12 protein-coding genes are annotated in these 17,416 nt (G+C 66.2%); 5 read left to right on the top strand and 7 right to left on the bottom strand.

Features of this window, described 5'->3' with window-relative positions; all coding sequences use genetic code 11:
- Nucleotides 1–377: 377 nt before the first annotated feature.
- The 3 genes from DFO63_RS00400 (at nucleotide 378) to mtnC (ending at nucleotide 2,368) form a co-directional block, all read left to right on the top strand.
- Complete coding sequence (locus DFO63_RS00400; RefSeq protein WP_119006184.1) at nucleotides 378–1,019, top strand: methylthioribulose 1-phosphate dehydratase; 642 nt, start codon at nucleotides 378–380, stop codon at nucleotides 1,017–1,019.
- A 92-nt stretch (nucleotides 1,020–1,111) separates the two neighbouring features.
- Nucleotides 1,112–1,669 (top strand): acireductone dioxygenase, encoded by a 558-nt coding sequence (locus tag DFO63_RS00395; protein WP_005409451.1) that lies wholly within the window; start codon nucleotides 1,112–1,114, stop codon nucleotides 1,667–1,669.
- A 3-nt stretch (nucleotides 1,670–1,672) separates the two neighbouring features.
- The gene (gene mtnC / locus DFO63_RS00390; protein ID WP_049444925.1) at nucleotides 1,673–2,368 is read left to right on the top strand and encodes an acireductone synthase; all 696 of its coding nucleotides are present in this window, start codon (nucleotides 1,673–1,675) and stop codon (nucleotides 2,366–2,368) included.
- An 86-nt stretch (nucleotides 2,369–2,454) separates the two neighbouring features.
- On the opposite strand, the gene DFO63_RS00385 is transcribed toward mtnC, so the two are convergent.
- The 6 genes from DFO63_RS00385 to DFO63_RS00360 all read right to left on the bottom strand — a co-directional run bounded on the left by DFO63_RS00385 (nucleotide 2,455) and on the right by DFO63_RS00360 (nucleotide 12,292).
- On the bottom strand, nucleotides 2,455–5,073 hold the full coding sequence (locus tag DFO63_RS00385) for a glycoside hydrolase family 2 protein (RefSeq protein WP_119006183.1): 2,619 nt from the start codon (nucleotides 5,071–5,073) through the stop codon (nucleotides 2,455–2,457).
- 91 nt (nucleotides 5,074–5,164) lie between these two features.
- The gene (locus tag DFO63_RS00380) at nucleotides 5,165–6,391 is read right to left on the bottom strand and encodes an AGE family epimerase/isomerase (protein WP_049444923.1); all 1,227 of its coding nucleotides are present in this window, start codon (nucleotides 6,389–6,391) and stop codon (nucleotides 5,165–5,167) included.
- On the bottom strand, nucleotides 6,388–7,383 hold the full coding sequence (locus DFO63_RS00375; RefSeq protein ID WP_049444921.1) for a carbohydrate kinase: 996 nt from the start codon (nucleotides 7,381–7,383) through the stop codon (nucleotides 6,388–6,390). Before DFO63_RS00375 ends, DFO63_RS00380 begins: the two co-directional genes overlap by 4 nt.
- Before the next feature lie 7 nt (nucleotides 7,384–7,390).
- Nucleotides 7,391–8,704 carry an L-fucose:H+ symporter permease gene (gene fucP, locus DFO63_RS00370; RefSeq protein ID WP_049444919.1) on the bottom strand — a complete coding sequence of 438 codons (1,314 nt, stop codon included), beginning with the start codon at nucleotides 8,702–8,704 and terminating at the stop codon, nucleotides 7,391–7,393.
- Nucleotides 8,705–8,764: 60 nt separating this feature from the next.
- Entirely contained in the window at nucleotides 8,765–9,814 is a 1,050-nt protein-coding gene (locus DFO63_RS00365; protein ID WP_014037023.1) for a LacI family DNA-binding transcriptional regulator, read from the bottom strand.
- A 96-nt stretch (nucleotides 9,815–9,910) separates the two neighbouring features.
- Nucleotides 9,911–12,292, bottom strand: a complete 2,382-nt coding sequence (locus tag DFO63_RS00360; RefSeq protein ID WP_259337421.1) for a GH92 family glycosyl hydrolase — start codon at nucleotides 12,290–12,292, stop codon at nucleotides 9,911–9,913.
- A gap of 1,114 nt (nucleotides 12,293–13,406) precedes the next feature.
- Here DFO63_RS00360 and DFO63_RS00350 point away from each other — a divergent pair.
- Nucleotides 13,407–16,481 carry a TonB-dependent receptor gene (locus DFO63_RS00350; protein WP_049444913.1) on the top strand — a complete coding sequence of 1,025 codons (3,075 nt, stop codon included), beginning with the start codon at nucleotides 13,407–13,409 and terminating at the stop codon, nucleotides 16,479–16,481.
- Nucleotides 16,482–16,682: 201 nt separating this feature from the next.
- Nucleotides 16,683–16,877 (top strand): heavy-metal-associated domain-containing protein, encoded by a 195-nt coding sequence (locus tag DFO63_RS00345; protein ID WP_049444910.1) that lies wholly within the window; start codon nucleotides 16,683–16,685, stop codon nucleotides 16,875–16,877.
- A gap of 78 nt (nucleotides 16,878–16,955) precedes the next feature.
- Here DFO63_RS00345 and cueR read toward each other — a convergent pair whose 3' ends face one another.
- Nucleotides 16,956–17,411: a Cu(I)-responsive transcriptional regulator gene (gene cueR / locus DFO63_RS00340; RefSeq protein WP_049444908.1), complete on the bottom strand. Its 456-nt coding sequence runs from the start codon at nucleotides 17,409–17,411 to the stop codon at nucleotides 16,956–16,958.
- Nucleotides 17,412–17,416 lie beyond the last annotated feature (5 nt).

Below are 17,416 nucleotides of genomic sequence, written 5' to 3'. Positions count from 1 at the left end.
CCCCCCACCTCCGACAGTCCGCTGGCGCGTCCGGTAGATCCACGCCATGCGTGGATGAAGCGTTCCCGGAAGCGAATGTTCCGGAATGAATGTTTCTGTAGAGCGGAGCCATGCTCCGCTCCGAGCAAGCACAGCGAAGCGACCCGCTTTTGCCTTTCCTTCTTCACTCCGTGGCTGGCCGTACGCCGGAACCTGTCAGAGGCGGGGCGGGTGGGCCGTGCAGGGGCGTTGGCGCCATGGATGGCGCTATCGAGCTTACATGGACGTACTTGCAGCGTCCCCTGCACGGCCCACCCGCCCCGCCCCGCCCATGAACCGCTCTACACGACCCGCCACGAGGGGCTCAGCCGTTGGCCGAATCCAGTAAAATCGCCGGTATGACCACCCCCACCTTCCCCTACGACACCGCGCGCCTGAGCGAACTGGCCCAGCTGCTGATCGACAACGTCCGCGAACTGGCCCATGCCGGCTGGACCCCGGCCACCAGCAGCAACTTCTCCCACCGCCTGGACGACCGCCACGCCGCGATCACCGTCTCCGGCAAGGACAAAGGCCGCCTGATCGAGGACGACATCATGGTGGTGGACTTCGACGGCCTGGCCGTCGGCCGCCCGCTGCGCCCGTCCGCCGAGACACTGCTGCACACCCAGCTGTATCGCCGCTTCCCGGAGATCGGCTGCGTGCTGCACACCCACTCGCCGGTGCAGACCGTCGCCTCGCGCCTGTACGCGCCGCAGGGTCACATCCGCCTGGAAGGCTACGAGCTGCTGAAGGCCTTCGCCGGCAACAGCACCCACGAGATGGCCATCGACGTGCCGGTGTTCGCCAACACACAGGACATGAACGTGCTTTCGAAGCAGGTCGATGACCTGCTCGACCGGCAGAACCTGTGGGGCTACCTGATCGACGGCCACGGCCTGTATGCCTGGGGCCGCGACATGGCCGAGGCACGCCGCCACCTGGAAGCGTTCGAGTTCCTGTTCCACTGCGAGCTGGAACTGCGCAAGCTGCGCGGCTGAACCCGCACGCAGGTGCAGATGCCGATCCGGAATCTGCACCTCGTGCCCACCCTGCTACCCTGTCTTCCCCCCGAGACGTTCAAGCTGCCGCCATGAGCCGACTGCGCATCTACGACGACACCCGCCCCGAATCGCCGCTGCTGGACACCCAGGACGGCGCGGTCATCGCTGCCGAGCTGCAGAAGATCGGCGTCACCTTCGAGCGCTGGCAGGCCACCGCACCGGTCGCGCCGGGCGCCAGCCAGGAGGAAGTGTTCGCCGCCTACCGCGCCGACATCGACCGCCTGGTTGCCGAGCGCGGCTTCAAGAGCGTGGACGTGGCCTCGATCGCCCCGGACAACCCGAACCGCGCCGAGCTGCGCAAGAAGTTCCTCGACGAACACTTCCACAAGGAAGACGAGGTGCGCTTCTTCGTCGCAGGTTCCGGCCTGTTCACCCTGCACGTGGGTGACAAGGTCTATGAGATCGAGTGCGTGAAGGACGACCTGATCGCCGTACCCGATGGCACCACCCACTGGTTCGACATGGGCGACGAGCCCAGCTTCGTGGCGATCCGCTTCTTCACCGAGCCGGATGGCTGGGTCGGTCACTTCACCGGCACCGACATCGCGCAGAAGTTCCCCCGTTACGTACCCACCCAGGCGTCCTGATCCATGCAGCCCCGCGTCATCCTGACCGACATCGAAGGCACCACCAGCAGCATCTCGTTCGTCAAGAACGTGCTGTTCCCTTATGCGCGCAAGGCGTTGCCCGCGTTCGTCGCCGAGCATGGCCAGCAGCCGGAGGTCCGCCGCTGGCTGGATGCCGTGGCTACCGAGATCGGTGGCGCCTGCCAGGACAGCTTGGTGGCCGAGACGCTGCAGGGCTGGATCGACCAGGACCGCAAGCACACCGCACTGAAGGCACTGCAGGGGCTGATCTGGGACGAAGGCTACCGCCGTGGCGACTACACCGCGCACTTCTACCCGGAAGTAGCGCCGGTACTGAGCGGCTGGCACGCCTCCGGCCTGCCGCTGTACGTGTATTCCTCCGGCTCGGTGCCGGCGCAGAAGCTGTTCTTCGGCTTCAGCGATGCCGGTGACCTCAGCCCGCTGGTGTCGGGCTGGTTCGATACCGAGATCGGTGGCAAGCGTGAGGCCGACAGCTACCGCCGCATCGTGCAGGCCATCGGCGTACCGGCCGGCGAGATCCTGTTCCTGTCGGATGTGGTGGAAGAACTGGATGCTGCCCGCGAAGCCGGCCTGCAGACCCGGCTGATCGATCGCCTGGACGACTACCCGCTGCCGCGCACCGGCCAGGCCGCCAACGGCCACGAGCGGGTCGAGAATTTCCAGCAGATCCAGCTGTAAGCAAGAAAAAGGGGACGGAGGGGATTAAGTCGTTTGTGGCACACATGGGCCACAAACGACTTAATCCCCTCCGTCCCCTTTTTTGCTCAACGGTCGTTGAGGGTCTTCACCTTCAGCGCTTCGCGCAGGGTAACCAGATCCACCGGGCCGCGCACCGCGATATCGCGGGTTTCGCCCGGCAGCAGGTCCAGCAGGTTGTCTTCGACCTGCACGTCCAGCGCACCGAAATCGATCCACGTCGCGCGCACATACGCCGCGCTTTCCAGCCGCAGGCGATAGTGGTCGCCCTCGATGCTCAGGGCAGCCTTCAGCGTCTGTCGCGGCAATACCTGGTCCTTCGCCTCGACGAAACCAACCACCTGGCGCGCACGGACCTTGCCATCCTGCAGCAGCTCGAACACCGCCATGGTGCGCTTCGGGTCGGCACCGGCCAACAATTCGGCATCGCGGAAATCACCGATCGAGGTCACTCCGGCCGCCGCCAGCGTCACCGCTTCCTCACGACGGCGCAGCACCTTCCCTTCCACGTCCATCACCCGCAGCCGCCAGCGTGCATCCAGTGCGGCACCGTCGTTGAGCAGCCTCACCCGCGTGCTGCCCTCGTCGCGCAGCGCGGCCACCGTCACTGGCGCAAAGAAGCGCCGCGCGGCGAAGTGCAGCGCCTTCCAGCGGCCGAAGTAATCCACGCTGGACCACGAGGCGCCCGGCCAGACATCGTTGAGCTGCCAGTACAGCGAGCCCATCGTGTATGGCCGCGAGGCGCGATGATGCAGCGCCGCCAGTGCGATGCCATCGGCCTGCATCACCTGGCTGAGGTAGACGAAGTCCTCGAAGTCCTTCGGCGTGCCATAGCCCAGTTCAATGTAATGCAGCAGGCGGCTGTTGCCCTCGCCGGCCATGAACTTCTGGTGCGCGCGGATCACCGGGCTGTCGATGCGCTGCTCGGCGTGGGTGGCGATCTGGTCCACCGTCGCCACCGACGGCCACGCCTGCAGCCCGTACTCGGACATGAAGCGCGGGGTCTCGCGCAGATAGGCCTGCACCGGCAACGCCGGATTGCCCCAGACCTGCCAGTAGTGCTTGTCGCCACGCATTGAATCGTTGGCCTTCTCGTCAAGGTCGTTGCTGGGCGAGCTGGACCAGTACGGCACGCCCAGCCCTTCCTCGCCCACCACCTGGCGCAGGTCGTTGCCGAACAGGTCGACGTAGCCCTGCCAGACCTTCGCCGCAAATGCCGGGTCGGCCGCCTTCAGGTCGCGGCCGTGCCCCCAGTCCTTCCAGGCGGTTTCTTCCTCGTTGTTGCCACACCACAGCACGATGCTGGGGTGATGGCGCAGCCGGCGCACGTTGTCGCGTGCTTCGGCCACCACGCTTGCCCGGAAGGCCGGATCGTAGCCCGGCTGCATGCCGCCGCCGAACATGAAGTCCTGCCAGACCAGCAGGCCCATCTCATCGGCGATGTCGAAGAACGCATCGTCCTCGTAGTAGCCGCCGCCCCAGTTGCGCAGCATGTTCATGTTGGCGTCGCGCGCGGCGGTCAGCACCTGGCGCAGGCGTGCGGCATCGACGCGTGCGGGGAAGACATCGAACGGAATGACGTTGGCGCCCTTGGCGAAGATCTCCACGCCGTTGATGACGAAGGCAAAGCCCTGCCCGCCCTTGCGGTCTTCCTCGCGGCGCAGTTCGACCGTGCGCAGGCCGATGCGCTGCTCGCGCGCCAGTGCTGCATCGGCGCCATCATCCAGGCGAGCCCGCACGGTATAGCGATCCTGCGCACCCTGGCCCACCGGCCACCAGCGCCGCGGCGTGGCCAGCTCAACCGGCAGCTCAACCGTGTTCTGGCCGGGCTTCAGCAACACCGTGCGTTGCACCTGGGCCACGTTGCGGCCTTCCGGATCACGCACATCCACATTCACCAAGGCCGAACCCGCAGCAGCACCCTGCTCCACCTGCAGCAGCACCGCCAGCTTCGCCTGCTCTGCACTCAATGCATCGGTTCGCACGGCAAGATCGGTCAGACGGTGCGCGTCCCAGGCCTGCAGGTCGACCCCGCGCCAGACCCCGGCGGTGACATAACGCGGGCCCCAGTCCCAGCCGAAGTGGTAGGCCGGCTTGCGCGCGAAGTTGCCGACCATCGCGTCCTTCGGCTCATCGCCATACGGCGACGGATAATTGCCAGCGATCTTGTGCGGCATTGCCTGCACACCCGGCAGCAGGGTGCGGATCGGCGAACGGAACACGATCTGCAGTTCATTGTCCCTGGCACGCAACCGCCCGTCCACGCGTGCACGCCAGGTACGGTGTGCATTGTCCGCACGCAGCAGCGGCTTGCCGTTGAGGCTGACCTCGGCATACGTATCCAGCCCGTCGAAGCGTAGCTCGGCATTCGGCTTGGCCAGCGTCGTGGCGTCCACGTCGAAGCGGGCACGGTACTCCCAGTCGGCGAGGCCGATCCATTGCAGCTCGGCCTCGGGTGCACCGACATACGGATCGCGGATCAGCCCATGCGCCAACAGGTCGGTGTGCACGCTGCCCGGCACCTTGGCGGCACGCCATTGCTGCAGGCCCGGATGGGCTGCGCCTTCGGCGTCGCCGGGCAGCATGCGGAACTGCCACTGTGCCTGCAGCGGCGCTGCGGTTGCCGGGAAGGCGGAGGCTGCGATCAGCAGCAGGAGCAGACGGACAACGAGGGAAAGACGATGCACGCGGAGCTCCTGTTTTTCCGCCGGACGTGATCCGGCGCTACCGATTTCGGATCGCCAGGCATGGCCTGGCACTACTGCATTCGAACGATCTTCAACGCACCACGTTCAACACTTCGTAGCACGCGCCCATGGTGTGGTAATCCACCTTCCCGGCCGGGCTCTTCTCGTCGCTGTACTTGCGGTTGTCGGCATCGAGGATGCGGAACCAGGCGCCGTACTGGTGGTCGACGAAGTGCTCCCACGAATACGCCCAGATGCGCTCGTACCACTGCCAGTAGTGGTCGTCGCCGGTGCGCTTGGCCATCAGCGCGGCGGTCGCCAGCGTTTCGGCCTGCACCCAGAAGTACTTGTCGTCGTCGCAGACGAAGCTGTCGCCGCCGATCGGGGCGCCGTCCATGCCGGGCTGCCGGCGCGATTCCGGTGCGAAGCCGTAGTACAGGCCGCCCCGGGCGTCGTCCCAGCTGCACGCGATGGCCACGTCGAACAGGTGCTGCGCGGTCGGCACCAGCCAGTCGGCCTGCACGTGACGATCGAGGATCAGCAGCAGCTTGGCCCACTCGGTCTGGTGGCCAGGCTGGAAGCCCCACGGGCGGAACAGATGCTTGGGATCGTCCAGGTTGTAGTCCCAGTCGATCTCCCAGTTGGAATCGTAATGTTCCCAGACCAGGCCACCAGCCTTGGCGGCCTGGCGGCGGGTCATGTTGTCGGCCAGCTGCAGCGCACGCTCGACATAGCGCTGCTCGCCACTGGCTTCGAACGCGGCCAGCATCGCCTCGCACATGTGCATGTTGGCGTTCTGGCCGCGGTAGCCGGTGAAGTTCCACTGGCCGTCAGCCTCGTCCTTGTACAGGCCGTGCTGCGGCTCCCAGAAGCGCGCTTCCAGCAGCTGCCAGGTCTCGTCCATCCAGTCGCGCGCCTGCTCGATGCCGGCTTTCAGCGCACAACTGTAGGCCAGCAGCACGAAGGCCACGCCGTAGCAGTGGTTCATGTCATCCTCGACCTTGCCGTCGCGCAGGGTCCAGGCATAGCCGCCGGTGGCCGGGTTGCGGTGCACCTCCCGCAGGTAGCGCACGCCGTGCTCGACCGCCTCGCGGTACTCGGCGTTGCCGAATTCGCGGTAGGCCATCGCATAGTTGAAGACGAAGCGGGTGCTGCTTACCAGGTGGCGATGGCTGGCATCGTAGATGCTGCCGTCATCGCGGAAGTAGTGGAAAAAGCCGCCGTCCGGATCGATGCAGCGCGGATGGTAGAACGCCATCGTATCGGCGATATGCGCGCGCAGGAACGCGGGCGAACGGAAATCGGGCGAGGTGCTCATGCGGTAATGTCCTGTGCCTGCAGCAGCTGCTGCACTTCATCGAGCGAGGGCATCGCGGCGAACGCGCCCTTGCGGGTAACAGCCAGCGCACCGACCGCAGCACCGAAGCGCAGCGTCGCGGTGATCGCCTCCGGGTCCTGGCAGAACGCAGCGAAACCAGCGCCTGCCCCACCCCGCTCCAGCAGGCCCACCAGCACGCCACCGACGAAGGCATCGCCAGCGGCCGTGGTATCGACCGTGGCCACGCGGAAACTGGTTACCGTGCCGTGGTTGTCGCGGGTGTACCAGTGCAGCGTGGCTGCACCGTCGGTGACGATCACCCAGCGTGCCTGCGCGGCCAGCAGGCGCCGCAGCACCGCCGCCTCGCCATCGGCGCCCATCGGCGCGGCCAGGTAATCCAGTTCCTCGCGTGACAGCTTGACCAGGTCGGCGCGCTCCAGCGCCTGCCACAGGCGCGGCGTCGGATCGACGTCGGCGGGCCACAGTGCCGGGCGCAGATTCAGATCGAGGCTGACCACCGCACCGGCCGCGCGCGCGCGGTCCATGCCGGCGAAGGTCGCCTCGGCGATGGCCGGCTCGGTCAGGCTGTTGGAGCAGACGTGGAAGCACTGCGCGCTGTCGAGGCACTCCGCCTGGAAGTCACTGTCACGGAACAGCAGGTCAGCCGCCGGCGGGCGGTAGAAACTGAAGCTGCGCTCGCCACTGGCATCCAGCGCGACGAAGGCCAGCGCAGTCTTGGCGGCGTCGGTGCGCACGATGTAATCCGTGCCCACGCCGTGCTCGACCAGACTGTCGGCCAGGAAGTCACCGAACATGTCGCGGCCGAGCATGCCGACGAACTGGGTCTTCGCACCCAGCCGCGCAGCCGCCACCGCGACGTTGGCCGGCGCACCGCCGGCGTACTGCAGGAACGCGCGCGGGGTGTCGGCCGAGGCCGGCGGCTGCGCTAGTAGATCGATCAAAATTTCGCCGAAGCAAACGATGGCACCCATTCCGGACTCAGCCTCCCTGCGTTGCGGAGGCCGGCGTACGCGCACCGACCAGTCCGTAGAAAATGATGTAGCCGTAGCACAGCAGCGGCAGGATGAAGCTGGCCTGCACACCGATGTGGTCGGCCAGCACGCCCTGCAGGTACGGCACCACGGCACCGCCGACGATGGCCATGATCAGCAGGCTGGAGCCCTTGTTGGTCAGCGGGCCCAGGCGCTCGATGCTCAGCGCGAAGATGGTCGGGAACATGATCGAGTTGAACAGGCCGATGGCCACCACCGAGTAGAGCGCGACGTTGCCGGAGCTCAGCATGGTTGTGACCAGCAGCCCCACGTTGACCAGCGCGAAGATCGCCAGCAGGCGGCTGGGCGAGAAGCGTGCCAGCAGCGCCGAACCGGCGAAGCGGCCGATCATCGCCATCGTCCAGTAGGCCGACACGTAATGCGTGGCCTGCTGTTCGCTGAAGCCGCCGATGTTCGGCATCGACAGGTAGTTGACCAGGAAGCTGCCGATCGACACTTCGGCGCCGACATAGAAGAAGATGCCCATCACGCCCAGCAGCAGGTGGCGCTTGCGCAGCGCATCCAGGTAGCTGTGGTGGTGGCCCTGGTCGGCCTGCTCGGTGGCATCACTCAGCGCCGGCAGGCGGAACAGGAACACGAACAGCGCCAGCAACACCAGCGCCACCGCCAGGCCCACGTACGGGCCCTGCACGGCCTGCGCCTCGGCGGCACGGTAGGCCAGCTGCTCGGCGGCCGGCAGCGCCGCGATGTCATCGGCACTCTTGACCGTGTTGGACAGGATCAGCATGCCGCCGAAGATCGGCGCGATGGCCGTGCCCAGCGAGTTCAGCGCCTGCGCCAGGGTCAGGCGGCTGGAACTGGTCTGCTCCGGACCCAACAGCGCCACGTAGGGGTTGGCAGCGACCTGCAGCACGGTGATGCCGCTGGCCAGCACGAACAGCGCACCGAGGAAGGCGCCATACACACGCAGCTCGGCCGCCGGCCAGAAGCCCAGCGCGCCGATGCCGGCAATCACCAGGCCCGCCACGATGCCCTTCTTGTAGCCCAGCGCCGCCACCAGCCGACCCGCCGGCAGCGACATCAGGAAATAGGTGCCGAAGAAAGTGAACTGCACCAGCATCGCCTTGGCGTAGTTCAGCTCGAACACTGCCTTCAGGTGCGGGATCAGGATGTCATTGAGGCAGGTCAGGAAGCCCCACATGAAGAAGATCGTGGTGACGACAGCCAGCGCCTTGCCGTTGGTGACGGCGGGTGCGTTGCCCGAAGAACCCGATGGACGGGGCGTTGCGGAGATCGGCATGCGGTACGCGCCTCGATGCGCGGAAGGTCGTTGTTGCGTGGAAGGGGTGTATGGAAGGAATCAGTTCGGTCGTGCGGCACTGCTTTCGCGGATGCGCAGCTGCACCGGCGCGACCGTGCGCCGTGGCGGCGCATCCGGTTCGTCCAGTCGTTGCAGCAGCAGCGCGGCAGCTTGCCGGCCCCGCTCGCGCGGGTCGGCGGTGAGCGTGGTCAACGGCGGCACCGCGACCGACGCCTCGGAAATATCATCGAAGCCGGTAACGGCGAAGTCGCCACCCGGACGGATGCCACGCGAATTCAAGCCCAGCATCAGGCCCAGCGCGACGGTGTCGTTGTAGCAGACCGCCGCACTCGGGCGATGGCCGTCGGCAAACAGCTCATCGGTGCGCGCCGCGGCTTCCAGGCGGTTCGGTGCGGACTCGATCATCCAGCCCGGCGGCAGCGACAGGCCGGCCTCGGCCAGCGCCTGCTGGAAACCGGCACGGCGCTGGTGGCACGAACTGGATGCGGCGTGGCCACCGAAGAAGGCGATCTGGCGATGGCCGCGCTCGATCAGGTGGCGCGTGGCCAGATAAGCACCGTGCTGGTTGTCCAGGGTCAGGAAGTCCCAGTCGGCCCCTTCCAGCTCGCGGTTGAACAGCAGCACGTTGGCATTGGCGCCCAGCGCCTGCCGCAGCAGCGCGGTGTCACTGCCCTCGGCTGGCGACAGGATCAGGCCGGCCGGCGTGTGCTCCATCAACGTGGACAGCACCGCCTGCTGCCGCTCCGGCGATTCACCGGTGCTGCCGAGCAGGGTCACGTAACCGCGCCCGCCCAGCGCCTCGTCCACGCCGGACGCGAATTCCGCGAAGAACGGGTTGGACAAATCGTTGATCACCAGCGCGATGCTCGACGAGGTCCGCCGGCGCAGATTGGCCGCCGCACGGTTGTAGACATAGCGCTGGCGACGCAGCTCGGCCTCGACCTTGGCCCGGGTATCGACGTTGACCAGCGGGCTGCCGCGCAGCACCAGCGACACGGTTGCCCGTGACACGCCGATGGCACGCGCGATGTCGGTCACCGTCACCGCTTTGCCGGCGCGCTTGCTGGGACTGCTGCCGTTGTCGTTCATCGTCTTCCCGGACTCCGCTGGATGCTCAAGCCTAATGGATCAGGGCCCCGTCGTGCCGTGCCGTTCGCTGGGTCACCGCGAACGGCACAGTCCGGCTCAGCGCAGCTGGCTGCCCGGTGCCGCGCACCAGGACACCGGCAGGTCCTTCACCGCCGTACCCCAGCCCTGCTCCGGCGCCTTCGCGTCGAGCGCGAACTGCAGGCGCGGGCCCTGCTGCAGCTGGTTCCAGTCCAGCCACACCGGCGCATGCGCCTGGCCATCGACCTTCACGCCCTGCACGTACTGCAGGCGGCGGCCATCGGCGCCCGGCGCGTCGATGCGCAGCGTGCGGCCGTTGCCCAGGTCCACTTCCACCTTGCTGAAGCGCGGCGTGTGCAGCAGGAACTGGCCGCTGCCCGGCACCGCCGGGTACACGCCGATGGCGCTGAACAGGTACCAGGCCGACATCGTGCCGAGGTCATCGTTGCCGGTCACGCCGTTCGGCGCATTGGTGAACAACTGCTGCGCGGCACGCACCACCGCTGCGGTCTTCCACGGCTGGCCGATCAGCGTGTACAGCCACGGCGAGTGCAGGTCCGGCTCGTTGTTCGGGTTGTAGCGGAACTGGTTGTAGTAGCTGTACGGCCCGACCACCCACTCCTTGCGGGCGGCATTGAGCGGATCGGCCTGCAGCGCGTCCATCGCGAAGAACGCGTCGAGGCGGCGGCCGGCCTGTTCGCGGCCATCCATCGCTTCGACCAGGCCCGGCACGTCCTGCTGCGCCAGCCACTGGTACTGCCACGCCGTACCTTCATGGAAACCATGGTGCGAGCGCGGGCTGTAGTGGCCATCGGCCGGCGTGTACCACTGGCCGTCCTCGGTACGCGGGCGCGGGAAACCGGTGAAGCCAGTCTCGGCGTCGCGCACCTGCGGGTCCCACACCTTGCGCCAGTTGCGGCCGCGCTCACGCAGCGTCGCCGCGTCCTGCGCGTGGCCCAGGCCATCGGCCATCTGCGAAAGCGCACAGTCGGCCAGCGCATACTCCAGCGTCGCCGAACCACCGTGGTGCGGATCAACGTCCATGCCCTTGGATGGGAACGCACGGTCGTAGACCACGTAGCCCTTGTCCAGGTAGGTCGGGTTGCCGGAACGGCCGGCCATCCGCGAGTTCAGCGGCGGCGTACCGAACGCATTGCGGCGCAGCGCATCCCACGCCTGCGATTCACGGCCCTTGAGCGCGCCGAAGCGCCACAGGTCGACCATGAACGGCGTGACCGGATCGCCGGTCATGATGTTGGTCTCGAAGTTGGCATAGCCCCAGCGCGGCAGCCAGCCACCCTGCTCGTCGATCGCCAGCAGGGTGCGGCCGATGTCACGCGCCACGTCCGGGCGGGTCAGCGCCAGCCACTGGTTCTGCGCGCGATAGGTATCCCACAGCGAGAAGTACTCGTAGTACGTCCAGCCATCGGCGCGGTGGATGCCATCGTCATAGCCGCGGTAGCGGCCGTCGGCGTCGTTGCCGGTCATCGGCTGCAGCAGCGCGTGGTAGACCGCGCTGTAGAACACGGTGCGGTCGTCGGCGTTGCCACCCTGCACGCGGACACGGCCCAGCTGCTCACGCCAGGACTGCTGCGACAGCGCACGCATGCGGTCGAAACCGAGCAGCGACCCACCCTGCATGCCCTCGGCGCGCAGGTTGGTGCGCGCGCCTTCGGCATCCACGTGCGAGATCGCACTGACCGCCGTCACCGACTGGCCCTTGGCCAGGTCGAAGCTGAGCCAGGCACCGTTCGGCTTCTGCTCGCCTTCCATGCTGTGGCGCGCACCCGGCAGGCCACCGCCCTCGCCCCAGGTGCCATGCGCCTTGAACGGACGGTCGAACTCGATACGGAACCAGGTGGTGTACTGATGACCGCCACAGAAGCTCTTGGTGACCAGCTTGCCTTCGACCACGCGGTCGCCGACCACATCAACCACGCTGCCGATCACCGAGTGGCGCTCGTTGGCCTGGCCGACATTGACCAGCACGTGGCCCTCGCCCTGGCGCTGGCTGAAGGTGTAGCGCTCGGCCGCGGCGCGCGTACGCGCGGTCGCCTCGGCGTCGATGCCACCGTAACTGGTCAGCCGCACCTTGTAATAGCCGGCCTGGCCGACCTCGCCGTCGTGGGTGTAGGACGCGGCATAGGCCTTGTGATCGAACTGCTTGGCGTTGCCGGTATCGAAATCGCCGCCCGGGCCGATCGAGCCCGTGACCGGCAGCACCGACACCTGGCCGCCCTGTTCCCAGCAGCCGGCGCCGGAGATGAAGGAGTGGCCGAAGCCGCGGATCTTGTCGTCGTCATAGCGCCAGCCCGAATAGTGGCTGCCGATCGGGCTGACCTGGATCAGGCCGAACGGTGCCGACGCGCCCGGGAACGTATTGCCGTCGTCCTTGCTGCCGATGAAGGTGTTGACCTCGCGCTCCAGCGCAGCCGGCGCCGCCTGCAGCAGCATCGGCATCGCCGACAGCGCGAGCAGGCAGGCCAGGCGCGCCAGCGGGCGCGGAGACAATGGGACGGCGGGAGCGGACGGCACTGGACGCATGTCGGGTTCCTGTAGTCGATGACGCGGAGGCAGGCGGCCGGGGCCATCCGGCACCGTTCCGCTGAGCCCCGCCTCGACTGGCAGAGAGCTCCCCCTGGAATGACGCCCGACCCACCAGACCGTGAATTTAGATCGATTCAAGTAGAGCATGCAGGTTCAGCCGAATGCATTCTGCGGCGCAGCATGAGAGGGGGTGTTCGGCAGGGCTGCGCCCTGCACCTGCCGAAGCCGAAGCAACAGCAAAAGCCGGTTTCCTGTGGGGAGTCGGGGTGGGTCCGGTTGCGGGGGACGCCGTAAATACGTCCATGTAGGCTCGGTCGCGCCATCCATGGCGCTCACGCCCCCGCAACCGGACCCATCCCGCCTTCGACAGATTTCCGCGATCTGTGAATCCACGCCATGCGTGGATGAATCTCTGTCAGATAACGAAATCAATTGGGGTCAGATCCGTTTTCCAAAGGAAAACGGATCTGACCCCATGACCCCGCGTAATTCCAGGACCTATCCAACCGTCACCGGGAAACTGTCAAAGGCGGGGCGGTGTCGGATTGCGGGGTGTCCGCGGCATGGATGCCGCGGCCAAGCCCCCATGGACGGGTTTACGGCGTCCCCGCAATCCGACACCGCCCCGCCCAACACACAGACAACCCAGAGCCGCTTTGGCTTTGGCTTTGGCCGTTGCCCTGGCTTCGGCAGGTGCAGGGCGCAGCCCTGCCGACCCACCCTCCCCTGCGCACGAAAACGATTTCACTGATTTCAGCAAACCGTCATCCCTTCGCCACGCCAGTACCATATTGCGGAGCAGCATGCGCCCACGGGCGACCCATGCTAAAAATCGCCCGCCCATCGCTTAGATCGATCCAAGACGACGCTGCGATGGCCGGGAGTTGGGGGAGCAGCAACAGGACGTACCAGGCCACGTGCGCGGTGCTACTGCCACTGCATGGCGACAGCGACAAAGTCACTTCAAATTAGATCGATTCAAGTTGTCCGTGCCACGTCACCGGATCAATCCAGGAGAGAGGGAGAGATGGGAATGAAGCATTCAACACGTACGCACGGCCAGGACGCATTGTCACTGGCCATCGCGCTGGCCCTGGTCGCCGCCGTCATTCCGGCTGGCGCCGCCGCGCAGCAGGCCACCTCCACCGGCTCGCAGGAGGCCACCAACCTGGACAGCGTCCAGGTCACCGGCTACCGCTACGCCATTGAGAAGAGCCTGTCACAGAAGCGCGATGCCAACGCGGTGGTCGAAGTGATCACCGCCGAGGACGTCGGCAAGTTCCCCGACAAGAACGTCGCCGACGCACTGCAGCGCGTGCCCGGCGTCGTCATCACCCGCAGCGGTGGTGAGGGCAAGAGTGTCAGCGTGCGCGGCCTTGCGCCGGACCTGACCCTGACCCAGTTGAACGGCAACTTCGTCGCCTCCTCGGAAACCAACAACGAAGCGACCCGCTCCTTCAACTACACCCTGCTGCCGTCGAACATGCTGTCCAGCGCCGAGCTGTTCAAGTCGCCGGAAGCGCGCATCGACGAAGGCGGCATCGGCGGCACGGTCATCCTGCATACCCGGCGCCCGCTCGACATGGAATCCAACTCCGGCTACGTGAACCTGGAGGGCACCACCTCCGACACCAGCCACGATGTCGATCCGCAGGTGTCGGCGCTGTACTCATGGCACAGCAAGGATGAGCGCTTCGGCGTGCTGGTCGGCGTGACCCAGCAGAACCGCACCACCCGCACCATGGAAGCCAGCACCGAGGACTACCAGTGGTACGGCAACGGCACCACGGCCCGCGATGCCAACGGCAATCTGCTGGAACAGGATGGCATTCACTACTGGTGGGGCCAGTCCGGCTTCAACAACCAGGCCGGCAAGAACTACAGCGAGTTCTTCATGCCGACCTCGGTGAACTTCGCAGTGAAGGAAGAGAAGCGCGAGCGCAAGGGCGGGCAGCTGACCTTCCAGTTCAAGCCGGTCGACAACGTTACGATGACGGCCAACTACTTCCGCTTCGAACTGCAGGGCGACTACACGCAGAACATGCTGAAGGTGCCGGAGTGGAACCTGGCCCGTTACAACCAGGACGGCAACTGGGCCGGCGGCCGCCTGCTCAACGGCCTGGACTTCGACCCGAGTGGCAGCATCGTTACTGGCGCGCAGTACCAGAAGCTGGCGGGAAAGACCTACTACTGCAGCGAGGATGAAGCGGCGGCCGCCGGCCTCAAGCCCGGCGGCTGGGGCCCGGACGACTGCACCATCCCCACCCCGCAGCTCACCGGCGGCTACAGCAAGGAGAAGGCGCTGTCGCAGACCGCTGACCTGACCATCGACTGGGACATCAGCCCGCTGTGGAAGGCCTCGTTCACCGGTGGCCGCACTTGGTCCGAAGGTGGCCCGTCGATGAACTTCCGCATGTCGGCCAAGCCGCGCCGCAAGGTCGGCAACCAGTGGCAGTCCGGCAACCAGTACACCGCGTGGGACCTGACCGGCACGCCGTCGGTGCAGTTCTCGCCGGACCTGCAGCAGCAGTTGATGGCTGGCGTCGCGGAAGTCGATACCGGCTCGACCGACTCGTCGTGGATGCAGACGGAGGTCAAGCAGAACTACTTCCAGGCAGACGTCACCAAACTGTTCGAGGCTGGCTGGCTGGACTCGATCCAGTTCGGCGCCAAGTACCGCGATGGCAAGGTCCACCGCAATACCGGCAACACCTACTGGGTATGCCCGGGGCTGGACCCGTCCGACTATGACAACAATCGCTACCAGGCCGGTTGCGATCCGACCGCAGGCGATGCGCAGCCGGGCTTCTTCCTGTCCAACCCGATCAGCAACATCACCGGCGCCTTCAACGCCAACGTGTTCCCGGGCATCAACTACCCGGCCTACATCGATTACCTGAACAAGACCTACGGCGGCTCGCACAATCGTACCGAGGAAGACTTCGTCTACGACGTCAACGAAAAGATCTACTCCGGATACTTCCAGGCCAACTTCCGCACCGAGCGCGTCCGCGGCAACATCGGCGTGCGCGTGGTGCGCACCAAGCAGTTCGCCCAGTCCAGCGATTCGGTCGAGCGCTTCAACGATTACTTCGTCGACAACGCCAGCGGCGCGCCGATGAGCTGCGATGATCCGGCCGCCGATCCGAACCTGCGCTGCCAGGGTGGCTTCGTCCGCCTCCCTGACCCCCAGGTGCGCGACAAGGTGTACGCCCTGTCGTCGCTGGAAAAGACCTATACCGACGTGCTGCCCAGCTTCAACATCGCCTGGGACATCACCGATAACCTGGTGCTGCGCGGCGCGGCATCGAAGGTGGTCGCGCGCCCGAGCTACACCAGCATCGCCTACCCTGGCGGCCTGCGTTACATCAGCGAGGAGTACGCCAACGATCGCCGTGTCACCGGCGGCACCGACACGCCCGGCTGGTACGGCTCGGGCAGCAACAAGGCGCTGGAGCCCTTCAAGGCGGTCCAGTTCGACCTTGGCCTGGAGTGGTACTTCAAGCCGGGCGCGGTCGCAGGTGTTTCGCTGTTCCGCAAGAACGTGGACAACTTCACCGTGCCGGTGGTGCGCGACCAGCAGATGAATGTCGGTGGGCAGTCGGTGACCGTGCAGAAGTACGAGACCCAGGCCAATGGCCGCGATGGCGTGTCGCAGGGCGTGGAACTGTATGGCCAGTACACGTTCGACTTCGGTCTGGGTGTGCAGGCCAACTACACCTACAACGACACCAACCTGGCCTCGATCGTGCTGGACGGCGAGGAAATCGGCTCATCGCCGCTGGTCGGCAGTGCCAAGAACCAGGCCAACGTGACCGTGTTCTACGAGAACGACAAGTTCCTGGCACGTGCTTCGTACAACCGGCGTGGCGAAGTGGTCGGCGGACTGAACAATGGCATGACCACCTACACCAAGCCGTACAGCCAGCTTGACCTGAACGTGGCCTACAACCTCACCCCGGACTGGACGGTCACGGCTGCCGTGCTGAACGCCACCAAGTCCGAGCTGCGCAGCTACATCGGCAACGACAGCCAGGCCCGCCTGCTGTCCAACCTGTACGCCGGCCGCCAGCTGTATTTCGGCGTGAACTGGAAGTTCTAAGCCCGTACCGGGTTGCCCGGGCCCGCCCCGGCGCAACCCGCGCTCCGCCCTGGCGGGGACGATCCTCCACGGCAGCCGCGCTGGTACAGGTGGCTGCCGTTTTTTGTCCGCGCCTTGTCCGTCGTTCAGCCCGGCGCTTGACCCTGCCATCGTTGGAAGGTGCAAACTGACTCCACCCCAAGAGCACCCAAGGAGCTACAGATGGAATTCCATGTCGACGGCATGACCTGCGGCGGCTGCGCGCGCAGCGTGACCCGCGCGATCCAGCAGATCGATCCGAACGCCAGCGTGGTGGCCGACCCACCGACCGGCCTGGTCAAGGTGCAGACCACCGCGTCGCAGGAACAGGTGTTCGCCGCGGTGAACGATGCCGGTTTCCCGCCGCGCAGCGCCTGATCCCCTGCCCGGCATCCACAACGAAGCCCGCCCCGTGCTCTGTCACAGGGCGGGCTTTTCAGTGCATGCGATATCGATTCAATGCTTCTGTACGCGTCGCCGCACCGCGCCGGTCTTCGCGGTATCGACCGGCACCGGCGTCTCATCGTTCTCACCCAGCCGCTGCAGGATCGGGCATTCCGGGCGCTCGTCGCCCGCACAGCAACTGATCAGCGATTTCAGCGTGTCGGCCATCTGCCGCATGTGCTCGATGCGCTGTTCCAGATCGGCAATATGCTGTTCGGCCAGGTGCTTGACGTCGGCACTGTGCCGCGAGGTGTCGTTCCAGAGACCGAGCAGATCGGTGATCTCGGCCACCTGGAAGCCGAGATCGCGTGCGCGGCGGATGAAGCGCAGGCGGTGGATATCCGCCTGCGAATACGCGCGGTAACCCGATTCGGTGCGATCGGCCGCGGGGATCAGGCCGATCTGCTCGTAGTAGCGGATCATCTTCGCCGACACGCTGGAGGCCTTGGCGGCTTCACCGATGTTCATGCGGA

This window comes from Stenotrophomonas sp. AG209 (assembly GCF_003550055.1).
Lineage (GTDB): Bacteria > Pseudomonadota > Gammaproteobacteria > Xanthomonadales > Xanthomonadaceae > Stenotrophomonas.
This window is presented reverse-complemented; position numbering and strand designations above follow the sequence as displayed.